This window comes from Acinetobacter sp. VT 511 (genome assembly GCF_001077515.1).
Taxonomy (GTDB): domain Bacteria; phylum Pseudomonadota; class Gammaproteobacteria; order Pseudomonadales; family Moraxellaceae; genus Acinetobacter; species Acinetobacter schindleri.
This window is the reverse complement of the sequence record NZ_LFRE01000057.1, coordinates 44725-70921: the sequence shown is the minus strand read 5'-3', so window position 1 is coordinate 70921 and position 26197 is coordinate 44725. Positions and strand designations below refer to the sequence as shown.

Below are 26197 nucleotides of genomic sequence, written 5' to 3'. Positions count from 1 at the left end.
ATTTACGCATAAATTTCTAGGAAGTTTTTAAAGATTTGATGGCCATGCTGGCTCAGGATGGACTCCGGATGGAACTGCACACCTTCAACAGGCAATGTCTTATGTTTTACGCCCATGATTTCTTCCATTGAGCCATCTGCTTCATTGGTCCAGCAGGTCACTTCCAGACATTCCGGCAAGGTCGCCTGATCAATCACCAGTGAGTGATAGCGCGTCGCAGAAAATGGAGAAGGCAGGTTGCTGAAAATCCCTTTGTCACTGTGATACATGTCGGATAGACGGCCGTGCATGACACGTTTAGCGCGTACAATATCACCGCCAAATGCCTGACCAATACTTTGATGGCCGAGACATACGCCTAATAGCGGAATCTTGCCAGCAAAGTGCTGAATCGCAGGAATGGAAATACCGGCTTCACTTGGAGAACATGGACCAGGACCAATGACCAGATACTTAGGTTGCCATCGCTCAATATCTTCCAAAGTCACGGCATCATTACGGACTACTTTTACTTCTTGATTCAGCTCGCCAAAGTACTGGACGATGTTGTAAGTAAAGGAGTCATAGTTGTCGATCATTAAAAGCATGAGCTTAACCTATTGAAATTAATGCACTTAAACTGTGCTTGAGTAATTCAGAGCGTGCTTTATTAGCAGTTTTTTAGCTAGCTAGAAAAGCTGACTAAACTGTTGATTTCATTGTGTGAAAATAAAGCGACAATCATCATAGCAAATAATCTGAAACTACGGCGCAACAATTTGCCCAATTTTTCTGCTTAGCCAAATGAACAAGGTTGATAAGGCTTAACACACACTGTGATATAACCAAAATATAGTAAATAACTAAAAGTAAGTTAAGGTAAAAAATATGTATACATAACTTTGATGTTTTAATTCTTGATGAGTTGCTTTAAAAAACAACAGTTGATTAGCAGGCGAAGAAAACGGAACAGTATTCTTATCGTTTATTTATCTAAAGTGACTCAATTTGGTGAGTATTTTCTTAACCTTAAACTTTAAGAAAAACTGAATATTCGCATTATAATACAAAAATACCTTTTAAATTGATTAAAAACTCACCTAAAGTTTATAAAAGCTACATAAGCTCATCATTATTTACCAGAAATAACATCTATAGTGATTTTACCGCACTGTTAAGGTGCAGTGTGAAATCTAACGAAACAAAAATCACAGAGAATGCTTGAATATAGTGCATTTAATTATACAGACAGTATAATAGGCCGAAAGTATTTCTTTCAATCCGCGTATTCTCATAAGGATTTCAAGATTTTAGCTATACTTTTAAAAGTTGGTACGGTAATTGCTTAATAACTACCAACTACTAACACGCACTTCGTAAGTGCAACAAAAAAACATCGGAGCAAATTGAGCATGGCGAACAAGGTCCTTCAACTCATCCAAGAAAGTGGCGCAAAATGGGTAGACTTCCGTTTTACAGACACTAAAGGTAAAGAGCAACACGTGACTTACCCAGCAGACACTATTGATGAAGATACATTTGAAGACGGTAAAATGTTCGATGGTTCTTCAATCTCTGGCTGGAAAGGTATTGAAGCGTCAGACATGATTTTACGCCCAGATGCTGAAACAGGTTTTATCGACCCGTTCTTCGCTGAGCCTACAGTTGTTGTGACTTGTGATGTCATTGAACCTTCAACTGGTCAAGGTTATGACCGTGACCCACGTTCAATCGCTCGCCGTGCAGAAGAATACCTAAAATCTACTGGTATTGGTGATACTGCATTCTTCGGTCCTGAACCAGAATTCTTCGTATTTGACGAAGTAAAATGGGAAATCGACATGTCTGGCGCTCGCCATACATTGATCGCTGAAGAGGCTGCATGGTCAACTGGTAAAGACTACGAATCAGGTAACTCTGGTCACCGTCCACGCGTTAAAGGGGGTTACTTCCCAGTTCCTCCAGTAGATTCTCACCACGATATGCGTGCAGACATGTGTGCAAAAATCGAAGAGATCATGGGCCCAGGCCGTGTAGAAGTACATCACCATGAAGTTGCATCTTGCCAGCTTGAAATCGGTGTAAGCTTCAATACAATGGTTCGTAAAGCAGACGAAGTACAACAGTTCAAATATGCTGTTTGGAACGTTGCGCACCAATACGCTAAAACTGCGACTTTCATGCCTAAACCAATGGTAGGTGACAACGGTTCTGGTATGCACGTTCACATGTCAATCTCTAAAGATGGCAAGAACCTGTTTGCTGGTGATGAATATGCAGGTCTTTCTGAAACTGCACTTTACTTCATCGGTGGTGTGATCAAACACGCGCGTTCATTGAATGCGATCACTAACCCGTCTACAAACTCATACAAGCGTCTGGTACCGCACTTCGAAGCACCAATTATGTTGGCTTACTCTGCGCGTAACCGTTCTGCTTCTATCCGTATTCCATATGTTTCTAGCCCTAAAGGCAAACGTATCGAAGCACGTTTCCCTGATCCAATGATGAACCCTTACCTAGGTTTCGCTGCATTGTTGATGGCTGGTCTTGACGGTATCCAGAACAAGATCCACCCAGGTGAAGCTGCAGACAAGAACTTGTACGATCTTCCTCCAGAAGAAGAAGCTAAAATCCCTACAGTGGCACACAGCCTTGAAATGGCGCTTGAAGCGCTTCAAGCGGACCAGGATTACCTGCTTAAAGGTGGTGTGTTCACTAAAGAAATGCTTGATGCCTACATCGAGCTTAAAACTGAAGAAGTACGTCGTTTGAACACGACTACTCACCCAGTTGAATTCGACATGTACTACAGCCTGTAATTCTTCCAAGAATTTCACTGTAAAAAAGACCCGCCTTTGTGCGGGTTTTTTTGTATGATGTTGTTATTGATTAAAGATAAATGATTATGGCAGCACGTAAAAAACATACTGGCTTTTTTCCCTGGATTGATCCGCAAGATCACAGTAAAGGTTTTAAACTGAATTTTTCTGAAGTGACCTATATAGAAGTCGGACGTACACCTGAAGGTTATAAGCAGGTGGAATTCGTTGCATTGCGAAATCCTGAATTGGCTTTGGATTATAACTATCCGCAAAGCTTTTATATCACCACAGATGGAATAATTCTGAAAAAACTGCCAAGTGGCAAATATGAAGTTATCGCCAAGACAGATAATGCCTGATCATGAAGTTGGGAAGGTTGTGAGTTTAAAATTTAAGAATCAGCCTAGACAGCAAATACCAGCTGTATTTCGGGAATGGCTATATGCATCAGGATCATTAACCCAGCAATTAACTGATTTGGCAGATGGGCAATTTAGGGTGCAGCCATTAAAAGAACATTTTCAGCGTTTAAGCTTTGAAAATGCCAGCTGGATGAAGATGCCACATCAGCATACCTCTTGGGTGCGGGAAAGCTATTTATATGGTTGTGATGAACAACCTTGGGTAAAGGCTAAAAGTATTTTCCCGATTTTAAGCCTGCAAAAACGGGCACGGATTTTTCAGCATATTGGATCGAAGCCGATAGGCTGGCTGTTATTCCAGCGTACCAATCCGCATTGTGAGCGTCGTGTGATCTATCTTGAAGATGGGTGGACCCGCCAGAGCTGTTATACTTGGCATGGCTGTAAATTTATCGTACAAGAAACATTTTTACCGGCTTTCCAGCAATATATAGAAAATCAACAGGCTTAATTTGATATGGCAACTGCACAAGCAATTAGCTGGCGTGAACGTCTGAGCGCCTATTATTATCTTTGTCGTTTTGATAAGCCCATTGGCACAGAACTGGTTTTTTGGCCCACCATGTGGGCGCTTTGGGTGGCTGCAAAGGGAATACCTGATCTGAGTATTCTGGTGCTAATGATTCTTGGTGTCATCTTTATGCGTGCAGCAGGTTGTGCCATTAATGACTTTGCCGACCGAAAGGTGGATGCACATGTGGAGCGAACAAAAACACGTCCACTGGCAACTGGAATCATTAGTGGTAAAGAAGCAGTAATGGTATTCCTGGTGCTGGTGGCTGCTAGTGCCTGCTTGCTGTTCTTCTTACCGATTGAAACGTTCTATTGGTCATTTGGGGCTTTATTTCTAGCTTTCATTTATCCTTTTATGAAACGCTATACGCATTTACCGCAGGTATTCTTGGGTGCGGCATTTTCATGGTCCATTCCCATGGCTTATACCGCAGTAGGGCAGACTCCGGATGTAACCTGCTGGTTGCTGTATTTTGGTAATCTGGCCTGGACTGTAGCTTATGATACACAGTATGCAATTACTGACCGGGAATATGATTTAAAGATTGGTGTAAAATCTACAGCGATCTTATTTGGCCAGCATGACATTCAAATTATTAGTGCTTTACAGGCCGTTAGTATTGGGTTGATTGCTGCGGCACTTTGGCTGGAAAATTTATTGCTTCCATTTGGTCTGGCTGCACTCATTGTTGTAGCTATTGATTTTATTTACCAATGGTACAAAACACGTGATCGAGATCCTCAATGGTGTTTTTGGGCATTTCGTCACAATCGCTGGATTGGCTTGTTAATTTTTTGCGGTATTTTTATGGCTTTGGTCGTTTAAAGATATTTATCTTAAAAGTTAATTTGGCATAAAGCATCCTATTCGGGTGCTTTTTTTTATGCCTTAATGGAGCTTGCATGTAGTTTCATGCTTAAAAATAATGATTAAAAAGGATATCTTATGAAATTTACAAAAATAGCAGTTGCATTGGCAGTTTCTGTTTCCATGCTGTCGTTAACAGCGTGTAATGATGATAATGACTCATCTATTTTGACTCAGAAACCAACATTTATCTCAGAAGCTAATTATGTTTTGGATAGTGTCGATAGTAGCTCATCGATCAAGGTGATGACCTATAACATGACCAATGTACAGGGGAAAACAGCAGAAGCAACAGCTTTGGTATTGTTTCCTGATGCGCCGCAGCCTAAAGATGGCTATCGAATTGTAGTTTGGGAACATGGGACTGTGGGTGCGGGGGATGATTGTGCGCCGAGTAAGAATGTTATTCACCCTCGTTTTAAAATATTAGCCAATAGTTTATTAGCAGCAGGTTATGTCATTGTTGCACCTGACTACGAGGGGCTAGGTACAAAAGGTGTACATCCTTATCTAAATTTATCTAGTGCAGCACAATCAGCAATTTTTGCTGTTAAGGCAGCGAAAGCTCATTATGGTACAAAGCTGAATGGTGAATGGATGTCGATTGGTCAATCACAAGGCGGACATGCATCATTAGGCACAGCAGAATTTGCCAATGCAGATACCAGTTATAAGGGAGCAGTTGCAGGTGCACCAGCCTCAAGTTTAGGTCAAATTATTCAGATTTATCTTGATCCGAATTTAAATGTTGATACGAATGGTCAGCCTAAAGCGCATGGACTGAATCGATTGGATGAGCAGTTGATGCAAGTGCGTTATGCAGTAAGTATGGGACAGCTAACGGATGCACAAGGGCAAATGCTTATCAGTCAAATTGCAGATGGATATGCAGAGCTTTTAGCTTATGCGGCATTAACCAGTTCAGGTATTAAGGCGTATGAACCCAATTATGATTTGAAAAATATCTTTACTGCAGATGCGGGCGTGATTGCAGAGCAAGCCTATGGTCGTACTGGTGATGAGGGGGTGTGTTTAAGTTATTCAGACCCGAACAGTGCAAATGGTCTACAAGAACAGTTTAAAGCTGGGGTGCTTGAATTCTTAAAAGATTCAAATCATATGATTTCTCAGTATGGAATTAATTTAAATAAAATCCAAACAGATCCAGTGGTTCAGAAATTCTTGCTTGATAATCAGCCTGCAACTAACGCAACTGCGGCTAAAGTGATTAAAACACCAGTTTATATTATTCAGGGTGCAAATGATCAGGCTGTATTGCCACCTGTTACTCAAGCATTGGTTGCTAATATGAAATTACAGGCAACCAAATATTTCCCACAAGCCGACTATTCAAGTAAATATGAGTTGGATGTTGTGCCAAATGCGAGTCATACGCAAGCGATTGTGTGTAGAAATGAAAAAGCTATCGATTTTATTCAAGCCCACATGCCTGCAGGAACTGGCATCGTACTAACTAGTGCGCAGAAAGATGCAAGTACCAGTCCGCATTGTACAGGCGCTGCAGCAACCAATTAATTTATTAGTTGATTCAAAAAAAAGGAGCTTCGGCTCCTTTTTTATTTGTTATCTTGCTAAGTCTTGAGCAATCATCTGAGTTTGTTATAGTGGCTCAAGATTTTAGGTCAAGAGTATAGGTTTGTTATGTCGCAACAGACAAAAACCCGCAGTGTCAAGAAACTGGTTATTTTTGGAACCCTGGCTTTATGTATTCCAATCTTTTTGGTCACGATGGCATTTCTAGCTGTAAATAGTGATGCCAAAAATCAGGAAAAGTATAAACAGCAGCAGGCTGAAATGATCGCCCGAATTGAAGCACGTGAGGCAGCTGAGAGAAAGCAGGCAGTGGAACGGCAAGCGAATGCTGAAACAGACGTGCAGGCAGCCTCAGAGACCAATATTCAGCAATAAGTATTTTATATAAATTTATTATCTTAAATCCCGTTGTAGTTGTCTGATGCTCGGTATTTCCGTGTATCGGACAACGGTATAGCCTGCTGCAATCAGCATGGCATCGCGTTCTGCATCTTCCTTTTCTTTACCAAAATGACTCGGATCATCGAGCTCTACAATTGCAACGACATTATATTCCAGGTCCATTACTACAAAGTCAGTCACCTTGCGATTGAATTTACTCCGCATGTTCATCTGGTCATGAGTAATCAAGGCACTGAAAGCAACTTGTGCCAAAATATGATGATGGGGAAAAGTATCTTTGAGACGAGTAAACATCCTGCTTTCAAAGGCAGTAATGACACGTTTGGGGTAAAATTTTTGCTGGCGGGTAAACAGGTGCGGGAAGAGCAGGCAAAATAAGGCGAAACTTGCCAGACAGCCAATCACAAAAAAAATAATCTGACTCAAATGAAACACAGCAAAACTTAGGGTAAATAAAAAACCCACTTCATAATGAGTGGGTTCTTCGAGAATCTTGGCTCTCCCACCTGGGCTCGAACCAGGGACCTGCGGATTAACAGTCCGTCGCTCTACCGACTGAGCTATGGGAGAATAGATTGGCTCTCCAACCTGGGCTCGAACCAGGGACCTGCGGATTAACAGTCCGTCGCTCTACCGACTGAGCTATTGGAGAATCTGAAAGCGATTATAGAGAGATTTGAAAAGGGGTCAAGGCACTTTTGGAAAAAAGCTGTAGAAATTGAATCAAGTGTTTTAAAAATAGTCGAAAAGGTTTTTAGTTCAAACTGTTATATTTAAGTAAAACAGGCCAGTGGTCAGATTTTAATAAGCCTTAACTTATAAATGATCTGAAACGTCGGAAATGATGTGGCACAGTGCATACAGATCAACACGATTTAAATCTAAAAATATAGATATAAAAAAAAGCCCACTTCGCAATGAGTGGGCTTTCTGGAATCCTGGCTCTCCCACCTGGGCTCGAACCAGGGACCTGCGGATTAACAGTCCGTCGCTCTACCGACTGAGCTATGGGAGAATAGATTGGCTCTCCAACCTGGGCTCGAACCAGGGACCTGCGGATTAACAGTCCGTCGCTCTACCGACTGAGCTATTGGAGAATCTGATGCGCATTTTAGGCAGGAAAAGAAAAGTCGTCAACCAATTAATCGAAAGAAATGAAACGTTTGCTTTATAAATATGCGTTTATAACTTAAAAATAAAAAAATCACCCACGAGGGGTGATTTTTTAGACTGGAAATAAAGAATTATTTCTCAACACCAGCAGCTTGACCTGCATATTTCGCGTTTGCGTAGTCCCAGTTCACCAGGCTTTCTAGGAAAGTAGAGATGTATTTAGGACGAGCATTGCGGTAGTCGATGTAGTAAGCGTGTTCCCAAACGTCAATTGTCAACACAGCAATTTTACCGTGTGCCATTGGAGTATCAGCATTAGACGTTTTAAGAATAGAAAGGTTGCCGTTAACTTCGTCAGCAACTAACCAAGCCCAACCTGAACCGAATTGAGTTGCAGCAGCATTGGCAAATTCTTCAGCGAATTTTTCGTAAGAGCCGAAAGCTTCATCAATTTTCGCAGCCAATGGGCCAGTTGCAGCACCACCGCCATTTTTCGCCATACAGTTCCAGTAGAACGTGTGGTTCCAAACTTGTGCAGCGTTATTGAAGATACCTGCTTTAGATGAATCGCCAGCAGAAGCCAGGATGATTTCTTCTAGAGTTTTGCCTTCAAGCTCAGTACCAGCGATCAGGTTGTTCAGGTTAACCACGTAAGTATTGTGGTGTTTGTCGTGATGGTATTCTAAAGTTTCTTTGCTAATGTGTGGAGCAAGATCTTCGTAGCCGTAAGGTAATACTGGTAAAGTAATGGTTGTCATGTTTTCAATTCCTTGCATTTTGCTGGGTTTTGACAATAAGTGGCTTTATTGTAATAGAAAAACAGGCAGAAATGCGCATTGCAGATAAATAAGAATACAGAATAAAGCCTGAAATTATACGTATAAAGCCACTGTCAAATACCGTCAGGTGAAATTAAATCGGATTGTTTAATTCGAAATAACTATACTCAATATTGAACTGCTGGGAAATAGCTTTTGCAAGGCGTTGAACACCATATTTCTCGGTTGCATGGTGACCACAGGCATAATAATGCACATCCAGTTCCTGAGCTTCATAGAAGGTCCGTTCAGACACTTCACCAGAAATATAGGCATCACAGTTCTGTGCTGCAGCTCTTTGAATATAATCCTGCGCACCTCCAGTACAGAAACCAACTTTACGAATTTCAGTTTTGTCTGCTGGTAAATGGATTGCATCAAAGCCCAATTTTTCAGAAACATAAGCCTTAAATTGCTCTGGTGTCATGGCCTGTTTTAAATAGCCAATATTGCCTATTGGACGACGTTCATTTGGATCTAATTGTTCCAGATTTTCCAGTTCCAGCAGGTCGGCAACTGCAGCATTATTTCCCAAAGTAGGATGACTGTCTAAAGGCAGGTGATAGCCAACCAGTGAAATATCATGTTGAATTAGTGTCTTAATCCGTTTACCGCGCATGCCAGTAATTGGGTAAGGTTCACCCTTCCAGAAATAGCCATGATGTACCAGTAGGAGATCCGCACCCTGAGCAATTGCGGCTTCGATGGCTCCTTGAGAAGCAGTCACAGCACACAGAATTTTATTGACCTCAGACTTACCTTCAATTTGCAAACCATTTGGGGCATAGTCCTTGAATTCATGTGCAATCAGCGTTTGGTCGCACCATTGAATAATGTCCTGCAATCTGGCCATAAATTTCTCTCTAAACCTTTCAATTGTTATCATCAAAACATATTTTGAATTGTAACTAAAGCAGCACAAATCTCTTTTGCTTTTTTTATGTTTAGTTTTGTGTTTAGCTTTACAATAGAGCACAAATTGCTTAGTCATCAATAAATTAAAAATATTGTCAGAGGATAATAACGTGCGTCGGACCTTTACATGGTTACCTTGGGTGTTGCTGATCTTAGTGATCATCGTCTTTCTAGGTTGGCAACAGTTGCAAAAGCCAAAAGCACCTGTTGCGCCAGATGGCGTCAAAATGCCTGCTGAAAAAGTTGAACCATTACTGGATACTTCACGTGCTGGTGGGGTGGTTTCTTACAGCGCTGCGGTGAAAGTGGCTGCACCGGCTGTAGTGAATATCTTTACCACACAAAAAGTGAAGAGACAGGATAATCCTTTACTGAATGATCCTGTGTTCCGTGAGTTTTTCGGTGATCAGTTACCAGAACAGTTCTCTCAGGGGCCAAATGAAAACAGCTTGGGTTCAGGCGTAATTGTGCGTGCAGATGGTTATATTCTGACGAATAATCATGTGATTGCGCAGGCTGACCAGATCATTGTCGCCTTAAATGATGGCCGCCGTGCTGAAGCAGAAGTGATTGGGACTGACCCGGATACTGACCTGGCAGTGATCAAGATTGAGCTGGATAAATTACCGGTATTGCCATTTAAATTGAGTGGTAATGAAGTTGGTGATGTCGTTCTGGCGATTGGTAATCCGTTCGGTGTGGGTCAAACCGTGACGCAGGGGATTATTTCTGCGACGGGTCGTTCTGATCTGGGTATCAATACCTATGAAGACTTTATCCAGACGGATGCAGCAATTAATCCAGGAAACTCAGGTGGTGCCCTAATTGATGTTTCAGGGAATTTGATTGGGGTGAATACGGCAATTTTCTCTCAGTCTGGCGGTTCATTAGGCATTGGTTTTGCAATTCCAGCCAAGGTTTGTCAGCAGATCATGAATGCCATTTTGAAAGATGGCCGTGTAGTGCGTGGCTGGTTAGGTATTAGCTTGTTGCCTCCACAACGAAATGATGTAATGAAACCATCCGAACAGGGCGTGACTGTGGCAGAAGTATTGCCGAATGGTCCTTCCGCCCAAGCAGGTATTCAGCGCGGTGATAAGATCATCATGGTCAATGATGAACAGATTACTTCAGCCTCACATCTGATTAACTACGTAGCTCTGCAAGCTCCAGGTAGTAAAATTAGGATTGAAGTGGAACGTGAAGGTAAAAAACAGGATCTGGAGGTTGTGGTGGGTGAACGTAAACAGCAGCAAAATACATCATCGCAATATATTCCTTTACCAGAATAAAATTTAAATCGCTTAAAAAAATCTCTCCTGGTGAGGGATTTTTTTATGATCAATTTTTATTTTTGGTTTACAAAACACGAATATTTTATGTGATTTAAATCATTTAATTTCATTGAATAAAATCAAAAAAGAGTAAAAACAATGAGTTTTATGACTGCGGACCAGGCCAAAGTTTTATCGAATGTAGCCAACTTGAATATTGAAATGTATAAGCCCCGTTTGGCTCAATTAATTGAGGAGAATGCCCGACAAGGCAATACTGCTGTATTGACAGTATTTCCAAAACATTTGCCTTTAGAAGAGATCCGTGGTCTTTCGGCAGAGCTGACTGAGCTCGGTTATAACGTGCGTTTTGAGGTACAGGAATTTTATTATAGCTTTAATGTCTACTGGCTATAATTTTATCAATTGTTCAAAAATAGTCTTATTCAGGCATATATTTTGCTGTATTCATCTCATAGTTCAAATATGAGAGTTTTATGTCTTTGTTTATTCACTCTGCAGCACAGGCACATGCGCCTTATGTAGTGCTTTCCTCCGGCTTGGGCGGACATGCTAGCTTCTGGAATCCTCAAATTAAAGCCTTACAGCAAGATTTTCATGTGGTGACCTATGATCAGGAAGGCTGTCATGCGGATTCTGAACTGTTGCTAACGCCTTATTCTGTAGACCATATGGCGCGTCAGCTTCTAGACTTATTGATCAGTCATGATATCCACGAATTTCATTTTATTGGTCATGCCCTAGGCGGACATATTGGCATGCAGCTCGCACCCTATCAGGTGGAGAAAAAATTTAGGTTGCTGAGTCTGACCATGTTGAATGCCTGGGGAGAACTGGATGCGCACACCCAGAAATGTTTTCAGGCAAGGACTTCTTTATTGCTGAATAGCGGGGCAGAAGCCTATGTTCGGGCCCAAGCTTTATTTTTATATCCACCATACTGGATCTCAACACATATTGACCCATTAACCGAAGCAGAAAATAAGCAGCTCCTTGACTTTCCACCGATTCAAAATGTCTTGGCACGTATACAGGCAGTACAAGCTTTTCAACTAGAAGAAGTGCATCAGCAGGCACTCAAAAATGTTCCTGTACATCTGATTGCCAATCGGGATGATTTTCTGGTGCCATATCAATGTTCACAACAATTGCAGCAGTTATTGCCACATAGCCGGTTTAATCTGCTCGAAACGGGAGCACATGCTTCTACGGTGACTGAAACTGCCTTGATCAACCAAAACATACTGCATTTTTTAAAATCAGCCTGATATTTTTAGCCAATAAATCTCTTTATTTAAGTCAGACCTTGGGTCTGACTTTTTATTTTTTCTAATGAATCATTTCTATGGTATAAGCAGGAATTTTACTGCGAATTTATACAGGTTTTGCACACGCATGAATTTTTATAAATGCACTTGAATGAAACATAGTGAGCGAAATTGATTCATGAATGAAAATAATTATTTTACTAAAAATTCAAAAAAATAAATATTAAGTTACTGAAATAAAATAAATAAATATATTTGGCACACAGATTGCAGTATTTAACTTGTAAATAAAGATCCCGAAGTGGAATCCAGATTTTGAATAAGTGTTAAAAAAAATGAGGTGTAAAAATGAAAATAGGTGTCTTCTGTCCAATTGGAAATAACGGCTGGTTACTCTCTGAAAATGCACCACAATATATGCCGACTTTTGAGTTAAATAAACAAATCGTGCAGCGCGCTGAACACTATGGTTTCGATTTCGCACTTTCCATGATCAAGTTGCGTGGCTTTGGTGGCAAGACTGAATTCTGGGAACATAACCTGGAAACTTTCACCCTGATGGCTGGCCTTGCTGCTGTTACCAGCAAAATTCAAATTTATGCAACAGCTGCAACTCTAGTCATGCCACCTGCAATTGTAGCGCGCATGGCATCTACCATTGATTCGATTTCTAATGGCCGATTTGGGCTAAATGTAGTAACTGGCTGGCAGCCGCCTGAATACACCCAAATGGGCATGTGGCCAGGCAACGACTATTTTGGTAAACGCTATGAATATCTGTCGGAATACGTACAAATCCTGCGTGAGCTTTGGGCAACCGGAAAATCAGACTTTAAGGGCGAACATTTTCAGATGGAAGATTGCCGGGTCAGCCCGCGCCCACAAGCCGACATGAAAATCATCTGTGCTGGTCAGTCGGATGCCGGTCTGGAATTTTCTGCGCAATATGCCGACTACAACTTTGTCTTTGGTAAAGGGCTGAATACTCCAACGGCTTATGCAGAAATTAATGATCGCTTAAAAGAAAAAACTGACCTTACTGGCCGTGATGTGCAGACGTATGTACTGTTTATGGTGATTGCTGCTGAAACCGATGAAGAAGCGCAAGCCAAATGGCAGCACTATAACGATGGCGCCGACATGGAAGCGATTAACTGGCTAATGAATCAGGGCGGTAAAGATACCACTTCAGGTGCAGATACCAATATCCGTCAAATGGCTTCTAGCGTATCTCCGGTGAATATCAATATGGGAACCTTGGTGGGTTCTTATGAAAATGTGGCACGAATGTTGGATGAAATTGGCGAGATCAAGGGCACAGAAGGTGTGTTGCTGACTTTTGATGATTTTATTCAAGGGGTTGAAGATTTTGGTCAAAAAATCCAGCCACTGATGAAATGTCGTGAGCATATTGTGCTTGAAGATACAGTACCGGTTCTGGAGAAAAGCGCATGAGTGAATCTGTAGTTACTGCTGGGTTTACTGAAAAACTCGGCACAGGCAAGACCTTGAAAGCGGAACCAGAAGCAATTTGTCTTGCACCAGAACAGACGGCCCTGATTGTGATTGACATGCAGAATGCCTATACCTCGCAGGGTGGCTATCTGGATCTGGCTGGTTTTGATATCTCAAAAACCAAACCCGTGGTCGAAAATATAAAAAAAGCAGTCGATGCTGCGCATGCGGCCAGTATTCAGGTGATTTATTTCAAAAATGGCTGGGATGCAGAATATAAGGAAGCGGGTGGTGCGGATTCTCCGAATTTCCATAAATCCAATGCCTTAAAGACTATGCGTAAACAGCCTGAATTACAGGGGAAATTACTGGCCAAGGGCGGTTGGGATTTTGAATTGATTGATGAATTAAAGCCATTGCCACAAGATCTGGTCATTGAAAAACCTCGCTATAGCGGTTTCTTTAATACTGCACTGGACAGCATGTTGCGTGTGCGTGGTATTCGCAATCTGGTGTTTGTGGGAATTGCCACCAATGTTTGTGTGGAATCGACCTTACGTGATGGTTTTTTTCTGGAATATTTTGGTGTGGCACTTGCAGATGCATGCCATCAGGCCGGGCCAGTCGAAGCCCATGAAGCCAGTCTGTATAACATCAAGACCTTCTTTGGCTGGGTATCCGATACCGCAAATTTTGTCGAAACCTTTCAAAAAGAAAGTGAATCACTTAAGGAAACTGAATTAGCTGAAAGTGCCTAAAGAATTAAAGATCAAGATTAAGGAAAACAGTATGCCTAAAGAAGTCATTATTCCAGCAGGAACTTCAAAACCGTTAGCGCCGTTTGTACCGGCAACCAAGGCCGACAATATTGTCTATGTATCAGGCACGCTGGCCTTTGATGAAAATAATAACGTGGTGCATGTCGGTGATGCCGCGGCCCAGACCCGTCATATTCTGGAAACCATCAAGCGTGTCATTGAAGAAGCCGGTGGCAGCATGGATGACGTCACTTTCAATCATGTGTTTGTCAAAGACTGGGCAGATTATGCAGCAATTAATACCGTTTATGCAGAGTATTTCCCGGAAGATAAGCCGGCACGGTATTGCGTACAGACAGGTTTGGTCAAACCTGATGCGCTAGTCGAAATTGCTTCGATTGCCCATGTATAAGCCGATCCACCTGATTCAATCTCATTACTAGATGCCCCAGGTCTGAAACTGAACATCGATTTGGGGTAGGGAGAACAGCATGAATGCCAAACTATCTAAAATCATCACAGAGACAGTTGCAGAAAATAAAGCATTAAATAAGGTTTTGGCGACTAACGCATCGGGTGACATCTTTACCCAGGTCGATCAGCAGATTTTCCGTCAGGGCATGTCTAATCTAGGTGCTGCAGTGAATGTCATTACCACGCAAGGTCGTTCAGGCATGGCTGGATTTACCGCTTCGGCCGTATGTAGCGTGACGGATACACCACCAACGTTACTGGTGTGCCTGAACCGTTCTGCGTCAGTCTATGAAACCTTTAAAAAGAATCAGGTGTTGTGTGTGAATACCCTGGCATCACATCAACAAAATCTTTCCAATCTGTTTGGTGGAAAAACACCAATGGCAGAGCGTTTCAGTCAGGGGAACTGGAAAACTTTGGTGACCCAGTCACCTGTACTTGAGGATGCCTTAGTCAGTTTTGACTGCGAGGTGGTCCAATGTTTATCCGTAGGCAGTCATGACGTGCTGTTCTGTGAGGTGAAAGCCATGTGCCAGAGTCAAGGCAATGCACTGATGTACTTCAATCGTTCTTACTGTGAGCCACACAAAATGTGCTAAATCAATTCAATCCTAATCAAGGAGGGGAAGCCGATGCAAGAAAAAGAAACATGGTTTCCAAAATTTAAGCCTTACCAAGGCAATCTCGATACCACACCAGTGCAAACAGATGAATATTTGCCTGCTGGGAAAAGTATTATTCTCGGGTTACAGCATGTGTTTGCCATGTTTGGCGCAACCGTGCTGGCACCCTTATTAATGGGGTTTGATCCCAATCTCACAATTTTTATTACCGGGATTGGTACCATTTTATTTTTCCTGATCACGGGCGGTCGATTGCCTAGTTATCTGGGATCCAGCTTTGCCTTTATTGGTGCGGTAGTCGCAGTGACTGGTTATTCCGGCGTTGGCGCGAATCCTAATATCGGACTGGCGCTTGGCGGTACGATTGCTTGCGGTATTGTTTATGCCTTGATTGGCCTGCTGGTCATGAAAACCGGTACCAACTGGATTGAAAAACTGATGCCACCGGTGGTCACTGGTGTAATCGTGATGATTATCGGTTTGAACCTGGCTCCAGTGGCAATCAAAAGCGTTTCAGCGAACCAGTTTGATTCCTGGATGGCATTAATCACTATTATCTGTATCAGTGTGATTGCTGTATTTACACGAGGAATGGTACGCCGTCTGTTATTGTTATTGGGCTTATTATCTTCCTATCTGATTTACTTCCTTTTCACCAATGTGATGGGCTTCGGACCTGCAATTGATTTTACCAAGGTCAGTGAAGCGGCATGGTTTGGTTTGCCGAATTTCCAGAGTCCAGTCTTTGAAATGAATGCCATGCTGATGATTGCACCAGTGGCAATTATCTTGGTTGCAGAAAATCTAGGGCACTTTAAGGCAGTCTCTGCGATGACCGGTAAAAACCTGTCTCCATATATGGGTCGTGGTTTCTTTGCTGATGGGGTGTGTACTTCATTGTCCGCTTCTATCGGCGGTACCGGGATGACCACTTATGCTGAAAATATCGGTGTGATGGCAGTGACCAAAGTGTATGCAACCACTGTATTTGTCTTTGCTGGTATCTTCGCCATTTTGCTCGGACTTTCACCTAAATTCGGTGCAGTGATCAGTACCATTCCAGTGGCCTTGTTGGGTGGTGCATCGATTGTCGTATTTGGTCTGATTACTGTGGCTGGTGCGAAAATCTGGGTAGATAACCGTGTTGATTTCACCAAGAACAGTACGCTGATTATTGGTGCAGTCTGTCTGATCATGGGCACAGGCAACTATAGCTTGCAGATTGGTGGTTTTGATCTGGGGGGTATTGGTACTGCGACTTTAGCTGCGATCTTACTCAATCTATTCCTGAATCGTGGTGAAGATAAAGAATTGCCTGAACCCGCATCGACTGCAACTGACATCGAGGTTAAGCCGGTCGCTTAATCCAAGGAGCATTTTTTGAGTCATACAATTGCATTTTTAGGACTCGGGGCAATGGGCTGGCATATGGCTTCCCATTTGCCAAAACTTGGCCATCAGGTTTGGGTGTGGAACCGAAATGAACAGAAAGCTGTTGAGCATGCCAAAACTTTTGCAACGCAGGCAGTCAGTATTGAGCAGGCGGTTCAGGCAGATTTTATCTTTTCCTGTTTGCCGACCAGTCAGGATGTGGAAGCCTTGATTGCAGCTTATCCACCCAAACAGGGTGCAATCTGGATTGACTGTACCAGCGGTGTGCCAGCATCGGCACAAAAACTGGCAAAACGATTGGAGCAACAGGGAAGCTATTACCTGGATGCTCCGGTATCCGGTCAGACTGTTGGGGCAGAAAAAGGGACTTTAACCGTGATGGTGGGAGGAAATGAAGCTGCCTTTGAACAAGCTAAACCGATCATTGCTGCTTTTGCTGGCTTGATTGAATATGTGGGAGAAAGCGGTTCTGGTTTTGCAGTGAAAGCTGTTAATAATACTTTGATGGCGACGCATTTATGGGCACTGGCTGAAGGCTTGACTGTACTGAAAGGGCAGGGAGTGGATTTAAGCAGTGCGTTGAACTGTATTAATCATTCCAGTGGTAAAAGCAGCATGTCGGAAAATATCATGGCACAGCGTGTACTGAGCCGTGAATTTCATAAAACCTTTGCGCTGGATTTACTACAAAAGGATATCGGTATTGCTTTAGAGCTTGTACAGCAACAGCAACTGGATTTATCGGTGATGTCTTTAGTTCAGCAGCAGTTTCAGCAGATTGCCAAGCCGCAGGCCAGCCAGCTAGATTTTTCTGCTGCGGTACAAGGGTTGGAACAACGTACGCAAATTGAATTAAGGGGATAAAGTTTTTATTAAAACCTGCTATTAATAAGTTCATCGCAATAGATTTCTTTATCTAAAATATTAAAATCCGGGAATTTAAAAATTCCCGGATTTTATTTCAATTATTCAAAATAGCCTAAGCAATTTTAAAACTATCTCTCACTTTAATCCTTTACCAATCTGCATTCATCTCTTAATTCTGTTGATTTTCTTCATATTCCTGAATCACTTCAAGTGCAGCACGAAAGGCTTCCTGAGTTGCCGGTGCGCCGCAGTAAGGCAGACTATGCAGCAACACTTCCTGAATTTCCTCAACCGTTGCGCCATTATTCAGCGCACCTCGCACATGGCCTTTCAGTTCAGTTGGACTTTTTTGAGCAGTCAGAAATGCAATGGTAATTAAGGAACGATACTTACGTGGTAACACACCTTCACGTTGCCAGGTCGAACCCCAGGCATGTTCATTAATCCAGTCCTGTAGAGGCTGGGTAAATGGAACGGTATTTTCCTGAGCACGCTGCACAAAGCTTTCACCCATCACTTCACTACGGACTTTCAAGCCATTTTCATAATCTTGTTGTGACATCATTGACCCTCAATTTTATTATGGGTCTAGCTTAACGTTTTATATCTTAAATACCATCGTGCAATAGTCGTAAAAAAGTGGCTGAATAGCCACTTGAGATATTCAAAGTGAGGTCAAGAAATAACTTCACTTTGGAAAGCAAGATCCGATGGAGATAAGAGATCTATCTAAGGGCTGGTTGAATGTGAAGGTGCACTTTGAACTGAAGTATCAGTACCTGTTGCATCTGCTTTCGAAATATGAGGATTTTCCAGCTCCAATACTTCCTGTAAATGCAGATCGAAGACATCGGTCAACATGCTGTCATAGCGACGTGCATTATAGTGCAGTAACTTATTCGCTTCTTCTTCATTAATAAACCCTTGTCCATGCGCATCAGCCACATGATCAGCAAAACTGAGTCCTTTAAATTGACCTCTGTTTTCAGCTTTCTTAAAGCGATCCCAAAGCTGCTCAATCTCCAATAACATGGTGAAGGTTGATTCCATACGACCATTTACATCATCTTCCGCTGTGCTATAGAAAACATGCTTTTTCAGTACTTTCCGGAAAGCGTTATCTTCCATCATGACATTTGCGACTTCCTGTTTAAGTCGGTCAGATGGCTTCACGACAGGTCGGCCAAATGGGAAACAGATGAGTTTGACCATGCCAGCAGCAACACCCACCGGGAAGTTCGCAAACAGTTCATAAAAGGCTTCCTGAGCTGTATATAAAGATTTCTCAATTGCCAACTGTGCATGCAGACGTTCAGCTTCAGTTTTTTTGCTATGTTCAAAGAATTTCAGGATTGCCGTCGCAATAAACAGATGGGCATGGATATCTGCCAGACGACCAGAAAGCATTTCCTTGCGTTTAATATCACCCGCCAATAGGCCTAAGCACATATCTGCGGTCAGGGCAAAGTTAGCACTGAGCCGGTTAATAATCTTGTAATAAGGACGGGTAAAATCAACCGCACTTTGTGGCGCAGCACTTGAACCACCGCTAAAAGCATAGGCAAAAGAGCGGGCAGTCCGGTTAAAGGTATAACCGAGATGCTTAAACAACATAGTATCGAATGGATTCAGAGCGGCTTTCGGGTCTTCAGCTTGCAAGAGCTGTAATTCTTCATACAGATAAGGATGGCAACGCATTGAACCTTGACCAAAGATCATTAATGAGCGGCTGAGAATATTGGCGCCTTCAACTGTAATCGATACGGGAATAGCCTGATAGTTGAGAGCCAGGAAGTTACGAGGCCCCATTTGAATAGCACGGCCACCCACGACATCCATACCGTGATTGACAATTTTACGCATGGTCTCAGTGGCATAGTATTTGGCAATCGCGGTCATGACTGCCGGTTTACCACCTTGATTCAGACCACAAGTCACTAAATAGCGGAATGCTTCCAGCATATAAGCATCACTGGCAATTTCACTATTGGCTTCCTGTACGCCTTCAAATTTACCCACTGAAATCTTGAATTGCTGACGGATTCGCGAGAACGCACTGACATTCAGGTAAGTCATTTCGGCACTAGAGGTAGACAAAGCCGGTAGGGAAATACCACGACCAACCGCTAGACATTCCATCAGCATACGCCAGCCTTTGCCGGCATTTTTCACGCCACCAATGATCCAGTCTAAAGGAATAAATACATCCTTACCTTCAACAGTACCATTCATAAAAGGGGAGCCAGGATTATGACGTGGACCGACTTTTACCCCTTCATGATTGGCCGGTAGCAAGGCACATGTAATCCCATAATCCGTTTTATCACCGAGTAGATGATCAGGGTCATACATTTTAAAAGCCAGACCGACGACAGTAGCAATTGGTGCTAAGGTAATCCAGCGTTTGGAAAAATTCATTCTCAAACCGAGAACTTCCTGACCTTCAAACTGCCCATAACAGACCACACCGGTATCTGGAATTGCACCGGCATCTGAACCGGCTTCAGGACTGGTCAGACCAAAACATGGGATTTCTTCACCTTTGGCCAGACCAGGTAAATAACGATCTTTTTGTTCATCAGTACCGTAATGCAGCAACAACTCACCTGGCCCGAGAGAGTTAGGCACCATACAGCTCACAGCAGCAGTGAGAGAGCGTGAAGAAATTTTGCTCATCACCCGGCTTTGAGCAAATGAACTAAAGGCACAACCGCCGTATTCTTTGGGAATAATTAGTCCCAAGAAACCATTATCTTTAATATATTGCCAGATATGTTCAGGCAGCATTTTCTTCTCATGAATTTCCCATTCATCCAGCATGCTACACAGCGTTTCAACTTCGTTATCTAGAAATGCCTGCTCTTCGACCGATAATTTTGGATAAGGATAATTATTAAAGGTTTCCCAGTTGGGCGCTCCCATAAAAAGTTCTTTTTCCCACCAGCTGGTACCGGAATCCAGCGCTTCACGTTCTGTCGGGCTAATGCTTGGCATGGCATCCGCTAAAGCCTTATAAGCTGGCCTGGAAATAAAGGACATACGCAAAGGTTCGATCATGACGACCAGACTGATCAGAATTAGGGGAATACCGAGTAATAGCGACCAAGGGCTGATGAATGCACAGACCACTGACATCATCATCAGGGTAATCGCACCAGTGGTACGGGAAAATTGAAAGAAGAAAATTGCCCATAAACTGGCAAGTAGAAGAAGCACGGCAAAAATAAATAGCATTGTTATATTTCTCCAGGGTTATACAACTGTGCCGCTGCCAGTATTAATAATGTGTTTTATTAACACTTGAGCGATATTTTTGCATCACTTAAGAATCAGGCAAGTTCACAGCTGTTCTTGTGAGAACGATCGTTATTAAATATTTCAACGACATATTAAAGTGTTTTATCTGTTTTTGAGATTGTTTGAAAAATGCGCAGTCTTCAAGTGAGAACACGCAAAGAAATGTGAAGATAAGTAATAACTTAATGAATGAGGACAAGAAAAAAATTATTGAAGATTAAATTAAATTTAAACTCCTAAACTATAAAAAAGCCCTCTATTTAAGAGGGCTTGAGCTGAAGCGATTTTTAAGCTTCAATCGTCTGAACAGTGATTTTTTTTGCCGGATCAACTTTACGACGTACTGCTGGAACCGGTTCGCCGTAGTATTGACGATCGGCAAAGTAGCTTGAACGTACCATTGGAGCCGACCAGATATTCTTAAAGCCAAGCTTACGGCCATGTTCTGCGTAGCGCTCGAATTCTTCTGGTGTTACAAAGCGGTCAATTGGCGCATGCTGTTTAGAAGGCTGCAAGTACTGACCAATCGTCACATAATCGACTTCATGTGCTTTCAGGTCATCCAGCAGTGCAATAACCTCTTCTTCAGTTTCACCAATGCCGACCATCAAACCACATTTGGTTGGAATATCCGGGCAGTATTCTTTAAACATTTTCAGCAGGTTTAAAGAGTGCTGATAATCAGAACCCGGACGCATCGCTTTATACAGACGTGGCACAGTTTCAATATTGTGGTTAAACACGTCTGGTGGACATTCAGTCATGATACGTAGCGCAATATCCATACGACCGCGGAAGTCAGGAACCAGGATTTCTAATAAAGTTTTTGGACTCAGTTCACGTGCTTCTTTAATACAATCGACAAAATGCTGGGCACCGCCATCCAGTAAATCATCACGGTCTACTGAAGTGATGACTGCATATTTCAGACCCAGGTTGGCAATCGTTTCTGCCATATGACGCGGTTCGTCTGGATCGAGTGCATTTGGACGGCCATGTGCCACATCACAGAACGGACAGCGACGGGTACAAATGTCACCCATAATCATAAAGGTTGCTGTACCACCGCCAAAACATTCAGGCAGGTTAGGACAGGCGGCTTCTTCACATACGGTATGTAATTTTTGCTGACGAAGTGTAGTTTTAATCCGTTGTACTTCTTCAGGTGCAGCCATTTTGACGCGAATCCAGTCCGGCTTCCGTGGTGTTTCAACCGTAGGTACAACTTTTACAGGAATACGGGCGACCTTTTCCGCGCCGCGAAGTTTGACACCCTGTTCAGGTTTACGGTTTTCAGACATATTTAACTTTTCCACTGTTTTTGAAGGGAGGAGATAATCAAAGATAGCGCTTTTATTATAACGGACTTAGCTACAAATGGGGCAAAAAGGACTATTCATTTAAAAAATGTTCTCATCACACAATATATGTCAGTTAAATACACCAAAATGACATGATTTACGTCATAATATGGCAAACAGATATTGCAGATGAATTTAATTTATAAAGGAGCGTTGAATGCCACGTAAGAAAGAGGTCGTTAGTGGGACTTTCGTTAAGTACGATGCGGTAGTTCTAGGTTCAGGCCCTGCGGGCGAAGGCGCGGCAATGAAACTTGCCAAATCGGGTAAGCGCGTTGCAATCGTTGATATGCGTGAACAACTTGGTGGTAACTGTACGCATGTTGGTACGATTCCAAGTAAAGCATTGCGTCAAACGGTATCAAGCATCATCCGTTATCAACGTGATCCAATGTTCCAGAAAGTCGGTGAATGGAAACAGTTCACCATGAAGCAGGTACTTCGTAATGCGCATAAAGTGATTCAACAGCAGGTTGAAACACATTCACGTTTTTACGACCGTAATAAAATTGATATCTTCCATGGCCGTGCCTATGTTCAGGATGAAAATACTATTTTTGTATTTACTCCAGATGGCATCAAGGAAACGATTCAGTTTAAACAATTAGTGATTGCGACAGGTTCTCGTCCTTATCGTCCGGAAATTTTAGACTTTAATCACCCACGTGTATTTGATTCAGACAAAATTCTGGATCTGGATTATTCAATCCAAAAAATCATTATTTACGGTGCAGGTGTGATTGGCTGTGAATACGCATCGATCTTTATTGGTCTGGGCCATAAAGTTGACCTGATCAATACGCAACCGAAACTGCTGAGCTACCTGGATGATGAAATCTCTGATGCATTGTCTTATCACTTGCGTGAGCAGGGCGTGTTAATCCGTCACAATGAGCAGATTGATTACCTTGAAACATCTGATGATTATGTAGTTCTACATACACAGAGTGGCAAGAAAATTAAGGCAGATGCCATCCTTTGGTGTAATGGTCGTTCAGGGAATACTGATGGTTTAGGTCTGGAAAACGTTGGCCTGAAACCGAACAGCCGTGGTCAATTGACTGTAAATGATCAATATCAAACCGAAGTCGAAAATATCTACGCAGCGGGTGATGTGATTGGCTGGCCATCTCTTGCTTCTGCTGCCTATGACCAAGGTCGTTGTGCAGGTGCAAACATGAGTGGAGAGAAAGATGTTGCACCAGTGACAGATATTCCGACAGGTATTTATACCATTCCAGAAATTTCTTCAATTGGTAAAACTGAACAGCAGTTGACTGAAGAAAAAATTCCGTATGAGGTTGGCCAAGCTTCATTCCGTCATCTGGCACGTGCCCAGATTACCGGTGATACGGTAGGTGAATTGAAAATTCTGTTCCATCGTGAAACGCTGGAAGTTTTAGGCGTTCATTGTTTTGGTAACAATGCTTCTGAAATTATCCACATTGGTCAAGCGGTGATGAACAGTCCGAACAATACTATCAAATATTTTGTGGAAACCACGTTTAACTACCCAACCATGGCGGAAGCATATCGTGTAGCGACACTGAATGGTATGAACCGTTTATTCTAATTTGATTAATTCAAGTTAGATCAAAAACCCGTAAGTACTTGCTTGCGGGTTTTTTTATTGGAATGGTTTGAGCATTCAACTATTAACCTATGCCATTTGAAATGAAGAACAGGATTATCAAATTAATTTTTTAAGCCGCCATTTTTCGGCATTCTTCAGCACAACGACGGCACGCTTCGGCACACTGCTGGCAATGATCGTCTTGATGATGACCACATTCTTCTGCACAGTAGTCACACGCTTTTGCGCAGAGTTCACACATCTCATGCATGAAAGGAGACTGTTTCTGTTCCATACGGGCGCAAAGCTGGCAAATATCTGCACAATCCAGACAGCGCTGGATGCATTCCCGCATCATCTCCAGATCTTCTTCTTTGAGACAGGCGCTAGCACAGTTGGCACATGCGAGTGAACAGCTCATACAGGCCCGAACACAATCTGAAAATTGAAGCTCATTCATGGTCTTTTCCTCTATTCATATGCTGAATCCTGATTTTCTAATACGCTAAGCAGAAAAAGAAAAATACACTAGGCAGATTGGGTGAAAAAAAGTAAACAGCTGCTTTGTTTTGTTAAAGATCGATTAGATCAAACCTAATATTCAGAGTTAACTTTTTGCTTGAAAATAAAAGATGTTTGGTGCGGTCACAGTCTTAATGCTAAACAATCTATATGCAGAGTCATTCTTATCAAAGGTTTAGGCTACCTTTCTCGTTATTCTCATTTTTTATTAAAATGGACGGAAATCCGCCAGGCTATCGCATTTTAAGAAAGGGCAAGACCAGTTGGAAAGAGTGCCGGGAAGATGGAATGACCTGATTGTCTCGGAATACAATTCTAACTAATAATTTGCTCGTGATCACTGGGATAAATTTGTTATTACGAGGCCTCAACTTTATTTCTGATAATCAAAACATATGAAAAAACTTAAACCCAGACAGCGCAAAATTATTATGAATTCTAAAATTTTGAAATAATAAAGAAATATAGTAATTGTTGGGTTTTACTACTTTTAGTTTTTGTGCTGAAACATAGTGAAATTTACTGATGCTATTTCAGCAGTTTAATGCGCGCAGAAAGCCTGATTAAAGTATTCAAACAGTTCAGGGGTTTGCAACCATAGTGCAATCGACAATGTGAGTAAAAGCAGGATTGCCACAGCAATCGAGATTTTGAGTTTCAGCAGAGAATCAGTCATGCACAATTTGCTCCTCATTGACCCAGAAATGTACCAGTACGCCAAATATACTTAATACAATTGATAGCATCCATACCGCATTGTAATTGCCTGCTATATCATGGTTAACACCACCGAGCCATCCACCAAAGAATGAGCCCACCTGATGAGTGAAAAATACAATACCACTCAGCATGGTCAGATACTTAACCCCGAACATATTGGCGACAATACCATTGGTCAGTGGTACGGTAGACAACCATAATAAACCCATGATGACACCAAAGGCATACACTGTCCATGTGCTTAGGGGCAGCAGTAAAAATGCAATAATAGCAATGCCGCGTAGGCCATATAAACCCATCAATAAGTGTGGTTTAGAGTATTTCCCACCGAGCCAGCCGGCGGTATAGGTGCCGACCACATTAAACAAACCGACCAGTGCCAGGAAAATCGTTCCAGTAGTGGCATTAAACCCGTGATCAATCAAATAGCTGGGCAGATGAATTCCGATAAAGACTACCTGGAACCCGCAGACAAAGAAGCCCAGTGCCAGAAACCAGAAAGGTTTATGGTTTTTAACCACCACTAGAATCTGTTTAAAACTGAGTGATGCTTTATTGGGTGTAGGAATGGCATTAGCAGCAACATACATCGGTGCTTTCACCATCCAGGCGAGGGGTACAATCAGTGCGATTAAAATGGCACTGACCACCAGCGCAGCTGACCATCCGACATTCTGTAACAGCAGTAGGGTCGAAGGCAGCATGATAAACTGACCAAAAGATCCGGCTGCACTGGCAATGCCCATGGCCAGACTGCGCTTTTCTGGCGGTGCTGCACGTCCGACTGCAGACAATAACACTGGAAAAGAAGTTGCAGATAGTGCTAGACCCAGAATTAAGCCCACACTGATATTGAGTAGCAAACCGGTCGAACTGAATGCCATCAAGAGTAGACCAATGGCATATAAAGCACCGCCGATCGCCACGACAATTTTGCTGCCATATTTATCGGCAAATGCCCCGGTAATCGGTTGAACTGCACCCCAAATCAGGTTTTGCATGGCAATGGCCAAACTAAATACATTATGTCCCCAGCCAAATTCCTCACTCATCGGCACCAGATATAGGCCAAATGCATGACGGACACCTAAAGACAATGCCAGAATCACTGCTGAACCAATAAGCATATAAATAAGTGGCTTGGAAAATTGGCTGTGGGTCATAAGAAATCTGTACGATGAGT

Annotated in this window: 26 protein-coding genes and 4 tRNA genes; 16 read left to right on the top strand and 14 right to left on the bottom strand. The window is 42.5% G+C overall.

Annotated features, from left to right (window positions below; all coding sequences use genetic code 11):
- Positions 1 to 2 precede the first annotated feature (2 nt).
- On the bottom strand, positions 3 to 587 hold the full coding sequence (locus tag ACS72_RS05960) for an aminodeoxychorismate/anthranilate synthase component II (protein ID WP_048881554.1): 585 nt from the start codon (positions 585 to 587) through the stop codon (positions 3 to 5).
- Between the two features lie 804 nt (positions 588 to 1391).
- On the opposite strand from ACS72_RS05960, the gene glnA reads away from it, so the two are divergent.
- From glnA to ACS72_RS05930, 6 genes are all read left to right on the top strand, one after another.
- Complete coding sequence (glnA, locus tag ACS72_RS05955) at positions 1392 to 2801, top strand: type I glutamate--ammonia ligase (protein ID WP_004810587.1); 1410 nt, start codon at positions 1392 to 1394, stop codon at positions 2799 to 2801.
- An 86-nt stretch (positions 2802 to 2887) separates the two neighbouring features.
- Positions 2888 to 3163, top strand: a complete 276-nt coding sequence (locus ACS72_RS05950; protein ID WP_004810585.1) for a hypothetical protein — start codon at positions 2888 to 2890, stop codon at positions 3161 to 3163.
- The gene (locus ACS72_RS05945) at positions 3156 to 3677 is read left to right on the top strand and encodes a chorismate lyase (protein ID WP_048881553.1); all 522 of its coding nucleotides are present in this window, start codon (positions 3156 to 3158) and stop codon (positions 3675 to 3677) included. Before ACS72_RS05950 ends, ACS72_RS05945 begins: the two co-directional genes overlap by 8 nt.
- Positions 3678 to 3683: 6 nt before the next feature.
- On the top strand, positions 3684 to 4565 hold the full coding sequence (gene ubiA / locus ACS72_RS05940) for a 4-hydroxybenzoate octaprenyltransferase (protein WP_048881552.1): 882 nt from the start codon (positions 3684 to 3686) through the stop codon (positions 4563 to 4565).
- Between the two features lie 120 nt (positions 4566 to 4685).
- Positions 4686 to 6143, top strand: coding sequence for a lipase family protein (locus ACS72_RS05935; protein ID WP_048881551.1), 1458 nt, complete (start codon positions 4686 to 4688; stop codon positions 6141 to 6143).
- Positions 6144 to 6269: 126 nt separating this feature from the next.
- Positions 6270 to 6536, top strand: a complete 267-nt coding sequence (locus tag ACS72_RS05930; RefSeq protein WP_048881550.1) for a hypothetical protein — start codon at positions 6270 to 6272, stop codon at positions 6534 to 6536.
- Positions 6537 to 6554: 18 nt separating this feature from the next.
- Here the strand turns inward: ACS72_RS05930 and ACS72_RS05925 are convergent, their stop codons facing one another.
- From ACS72_RS05925 to ACS72_RS05895, 7 genes are all read right to left on the bottom strand, one after another.
- Positions 6555 to 6989 carry a DUF2726 domain-containing protein gene (locus ACS72_RS05925; protein WP_146177891.1) on the bottom strand — a complete coding sequence of 145 codons (435 nt, stop codon included), beginning with the start codon at positions 6987 to 6989 and terminating at the stop codon, positions 6555 to 6557.
- A 68-nt stretch (positions 6990 to 7057) separates the two neighbouring features.
- A tRNA-Asn gene (locus ACS72_RS05920) sits at positions 7058 to 7133 on the bottom strand.
- Between the two features lie 6 nt (positions 7134 to 7139).
- Positions 7140 to 7215: transfer RNA gene (locus tag ACS72_RS05915), tRNA-Asn, on the bottom strand.
- Between the two features lie 287 nt (positions 7216 to 7502).
- A tRNA-Asn gene (locus ACS72_RS05910) sits at positions 7503 to 7578 on the bottom strand.
- Positions 7579 to 7584: 6 nt separating this feature from the next.
- Positions 7585 to 7660, bottom strand: a tRNA-Asn gene (locus tag ACS72_RS05905).
- Between the two features lie 147 nt (positions 7661 to 7807).
- A complete protein-coding gene (locus ACS72_RS05900; protein WP_048881549.1) occupies positions 7808 to 8434 on the bottom strand; it encodes a superoxide dismutase in 627 nt (208 codons plus the stop codon).
- A gap of 154 nt (positions 8435 to 8588) precedes the next feature.
- Positions 8589 to 9347 carry a Nif3-like dinuclear metal center hexameric protein gene (locus tag ACS72_RS05895; RefSeq protein WP_048881548.1) on the bottom strand — a complete coding sequence of 253 codons (759 nt, stop codon included), beginning with the start codon at positions 9345 to 9347 and terminating at the stop codon, positions 8589 to 8591.
- Positions 9348 to 9519: 172 nt separating this feature from the next.
- Between ACS72_RS05895 and ACS72_RS05890 the strand changes: the two genes are divergently transcribed.
- From ACS72_RS05890 to ACS72_RS05850, 9 genes are all read left to right on the top strand, one after another.
- Positions 9520 to 10701, top strand: a complete 1182-nt coding sequence (locus ACS72_RS05890) for a trypsin-like peptidase domain-containing protein (RefSeq protein WP_004810569.1) — start codon at positions 9520 to 9522, stop codon at positions 10699 to 10701.
- A 141-nt stretch (positions 10702 to 10842) separates the two neighbouring features.
- Entirely contained in the window at positions 10843 to 11100 is a 258-nt protein-coding gene (locus ACS72_RS05885; RefSeq protein ID WP_048881547.1) for a hypothetical protein, read from the top strand.
- Between the two features lie 80 nt (positions 11101 to 11180).
- Positions 11181 to 11972 (top strand): pyrimidine utilization protein D, encoded by a 792-nt coding sequence (rutD, locus tag ACS72_RS05880; RefSeq protein WP_048881546.1) that lies wholly within the window; start codon positions 11181 to 11183, stop codon positions 11970 to 11972.
- A gap of 348 nt (positions 11973 to 12320) precedes the next feature.
- Positions 12321 to 13427 carry a pyrimidine utilization protein A gene (gene rutA / locus ACS72_RS05875; RefSeq protein ID WP_048881545.1) on the top strand — a complete coding sequence of 369 codons (1107 nt, stop codon included), beginning with the start codon at positions 12321 to 12323 and terminating at the stop codon, positions 13425 to 13427.
- Positions 13424 to 14185 (top strand): pyrimidine utilization protein B, encoded by a 762-nt coding sequence (gene rutB, locus ACS72_RS05870; protein ID WP_048881544.1) that lies wholly within the window; start codon positions 13424 to 13426, stop codon positions 14183 to 14185. Before rutA ends, rutB begins: the two co-directional genes overlap by 4 nt.
- A gap of 31 nt (positions 14186 to 14216) precedes the next feature.
- Positions 14217 to 14597: a pyrimidine utilization protein C gene (rutC, locus tag ACS72_RS05865; protein ID WP_008303155.1), complete on the top strand. Its 381-nt coding sequence runs from the start codon at positions 14217 to 14219 to the stop codon at positions 14595 to 14597.
- A 79-nt stretch (positions 14598 to 14676) separates the two neighbouring features.
- Positions 14677 to 15258 (top strand): NADH-dependent FMN reductase RutF, encoded by a 582-nt coding sequence (gene rutF / locus ACS72_RS05860; RefSeq protein WP_008303154.1) that lies wholly within the window; start codon positions 14677 to 14679, stop codon positions 15256 to 15258.
- A 33-nt stretch (positions 15259 to 15291) separates the two neighbouring features.
- The gene (gene rutG / locus ACS72_RS05855) at positions 15292 to 16647 is read left to right on the top strand and encodes a pyrimidine utilization transport protein G (protein WP_008303153.1); all 1356 of its coding nucleotides are present in this window, start codon (positions 15292 to 15294) and stop codon (positions 16645 to 16647) included.
- A gap of 15 nt (positions 16648 to 16662) precedes the next feature.
- Positions 16663 to 17538: an NAD(P)-dependent oxidoreductase gene (locus ACS72_RS05850; protein ID WP_081405833.1), complete on the top strand. Its 876-nt coding sequence runs from the start codon at positions 16663 to 16665 to the stop codon at positions 17536 to 17538.
- Positions 17539 to 17710: 172 nt separating this feature from the next.
- Here the strand turns inward: ACS72_RS05850 and ACS72_RS05845 are convergent, their stop codons facing one another.
- The 3 genes from ACS72_RS05845 to lipA form a co-directional block, all read right to left on the bottom strand.
- A complete protein-coding gene (locus tag ACS72_RS05845) occupies positions 17711 to 18103 on the bottom strand; it encodes a carboxymuconolactone decarboxylase family protein (RefSeq protein WP_048881588.1) in 393 nt (130 codons plus the stop codon).
- A gap of 167 nt (positions 18104 to 18270) precedes the next feature.
- Positions 18271 to 20775: an acyl-CoA dehydrogenase gene (locus ACS72_RS05840; protein ID WP_048881542.1), complete on the bottom strand. Its 2505-nt coding sequence runs from the start codon at positions 20773 to 20775 to the stop codon at positions 18271 to 18273.
- A 350-nt stretch (positions 20776 to 21125) separates the two neighbouring features.
- Positions 21126 to 22139 carry a lipoyl synthase gene (gene lipA, locus ACS72_RS05835; RefSeq protein WP_048881541.1) on the bottom strand — a complete coding sequence of 338 codons (1014 nt, stop codon included), beginning with the start codon at positions 22137 to 22139 and terminating at the stop codon, positions 21126 to 21128.
- Positions 22140 to 22356: 217 nt separating this feature from the next.
- On the opposite strand from lipA, the gene sthA reads away from it, so the two are divergent.
- Positions 22357 to 23772, top strand: a complete 1416-nt coding sequence (gene sthA / locus ACS72_RS05830) for a Si-specific NAD(P)(+) transhydrogenase (protein ID WP_004810544.1) — start codon at positions 22357 to 22359, stop codon at positions 23770 to 23772.
- Positions 23773 to 23902: 130 nt separating this feature from the next.
- Here the strand turns inward: sthA and ACS72_RS17330 are convergent, their stop codons facing one another.
- The 3 genes from ACS72_RS17330 to ACS72_RS05825 form a co-directional block, all read right to left on the bottom strand.
- Positions 23903 to 24232, bottom strand: coding sequence for a four-helix bundle copper-binding protein (locus tag ACS72_RS17330; RefSeq protein ID WP_081405832.1), 330 nt, complete (start codon positions 24230 to 24232; stop codon positions 23903 to 23905).
- Positions 24233 to 24835: 603 nt separating this feature from the next.
- The gene (locus ACS72_RS18870; RefSeq protein WP_004810539.1) at positions 24836 to 24970 is read right to left on the bottom strand and encodes a hypothetical protein; all 135 of its coding nucleotides are present in this window, start codon (positions 24968 to 24970) and stop codon (positions 24836 to 24838) included.
- Complete coding sequence (locus tag ACS72_RS05825) at positions 24963 to 26177, bottom strand: MFS transporter (protein ID WP_048881540.1); 1215 nt, start codon at positions 26175 to 26177, stop codon at positions 24963 to 24965. Before ACS72_RS05825 ends, ACS72_RS18870 begins: the two co-directional genes overlap by 8 nt.
- Positions 26178 to 26197: the final 20 nt, after the last annotated feature.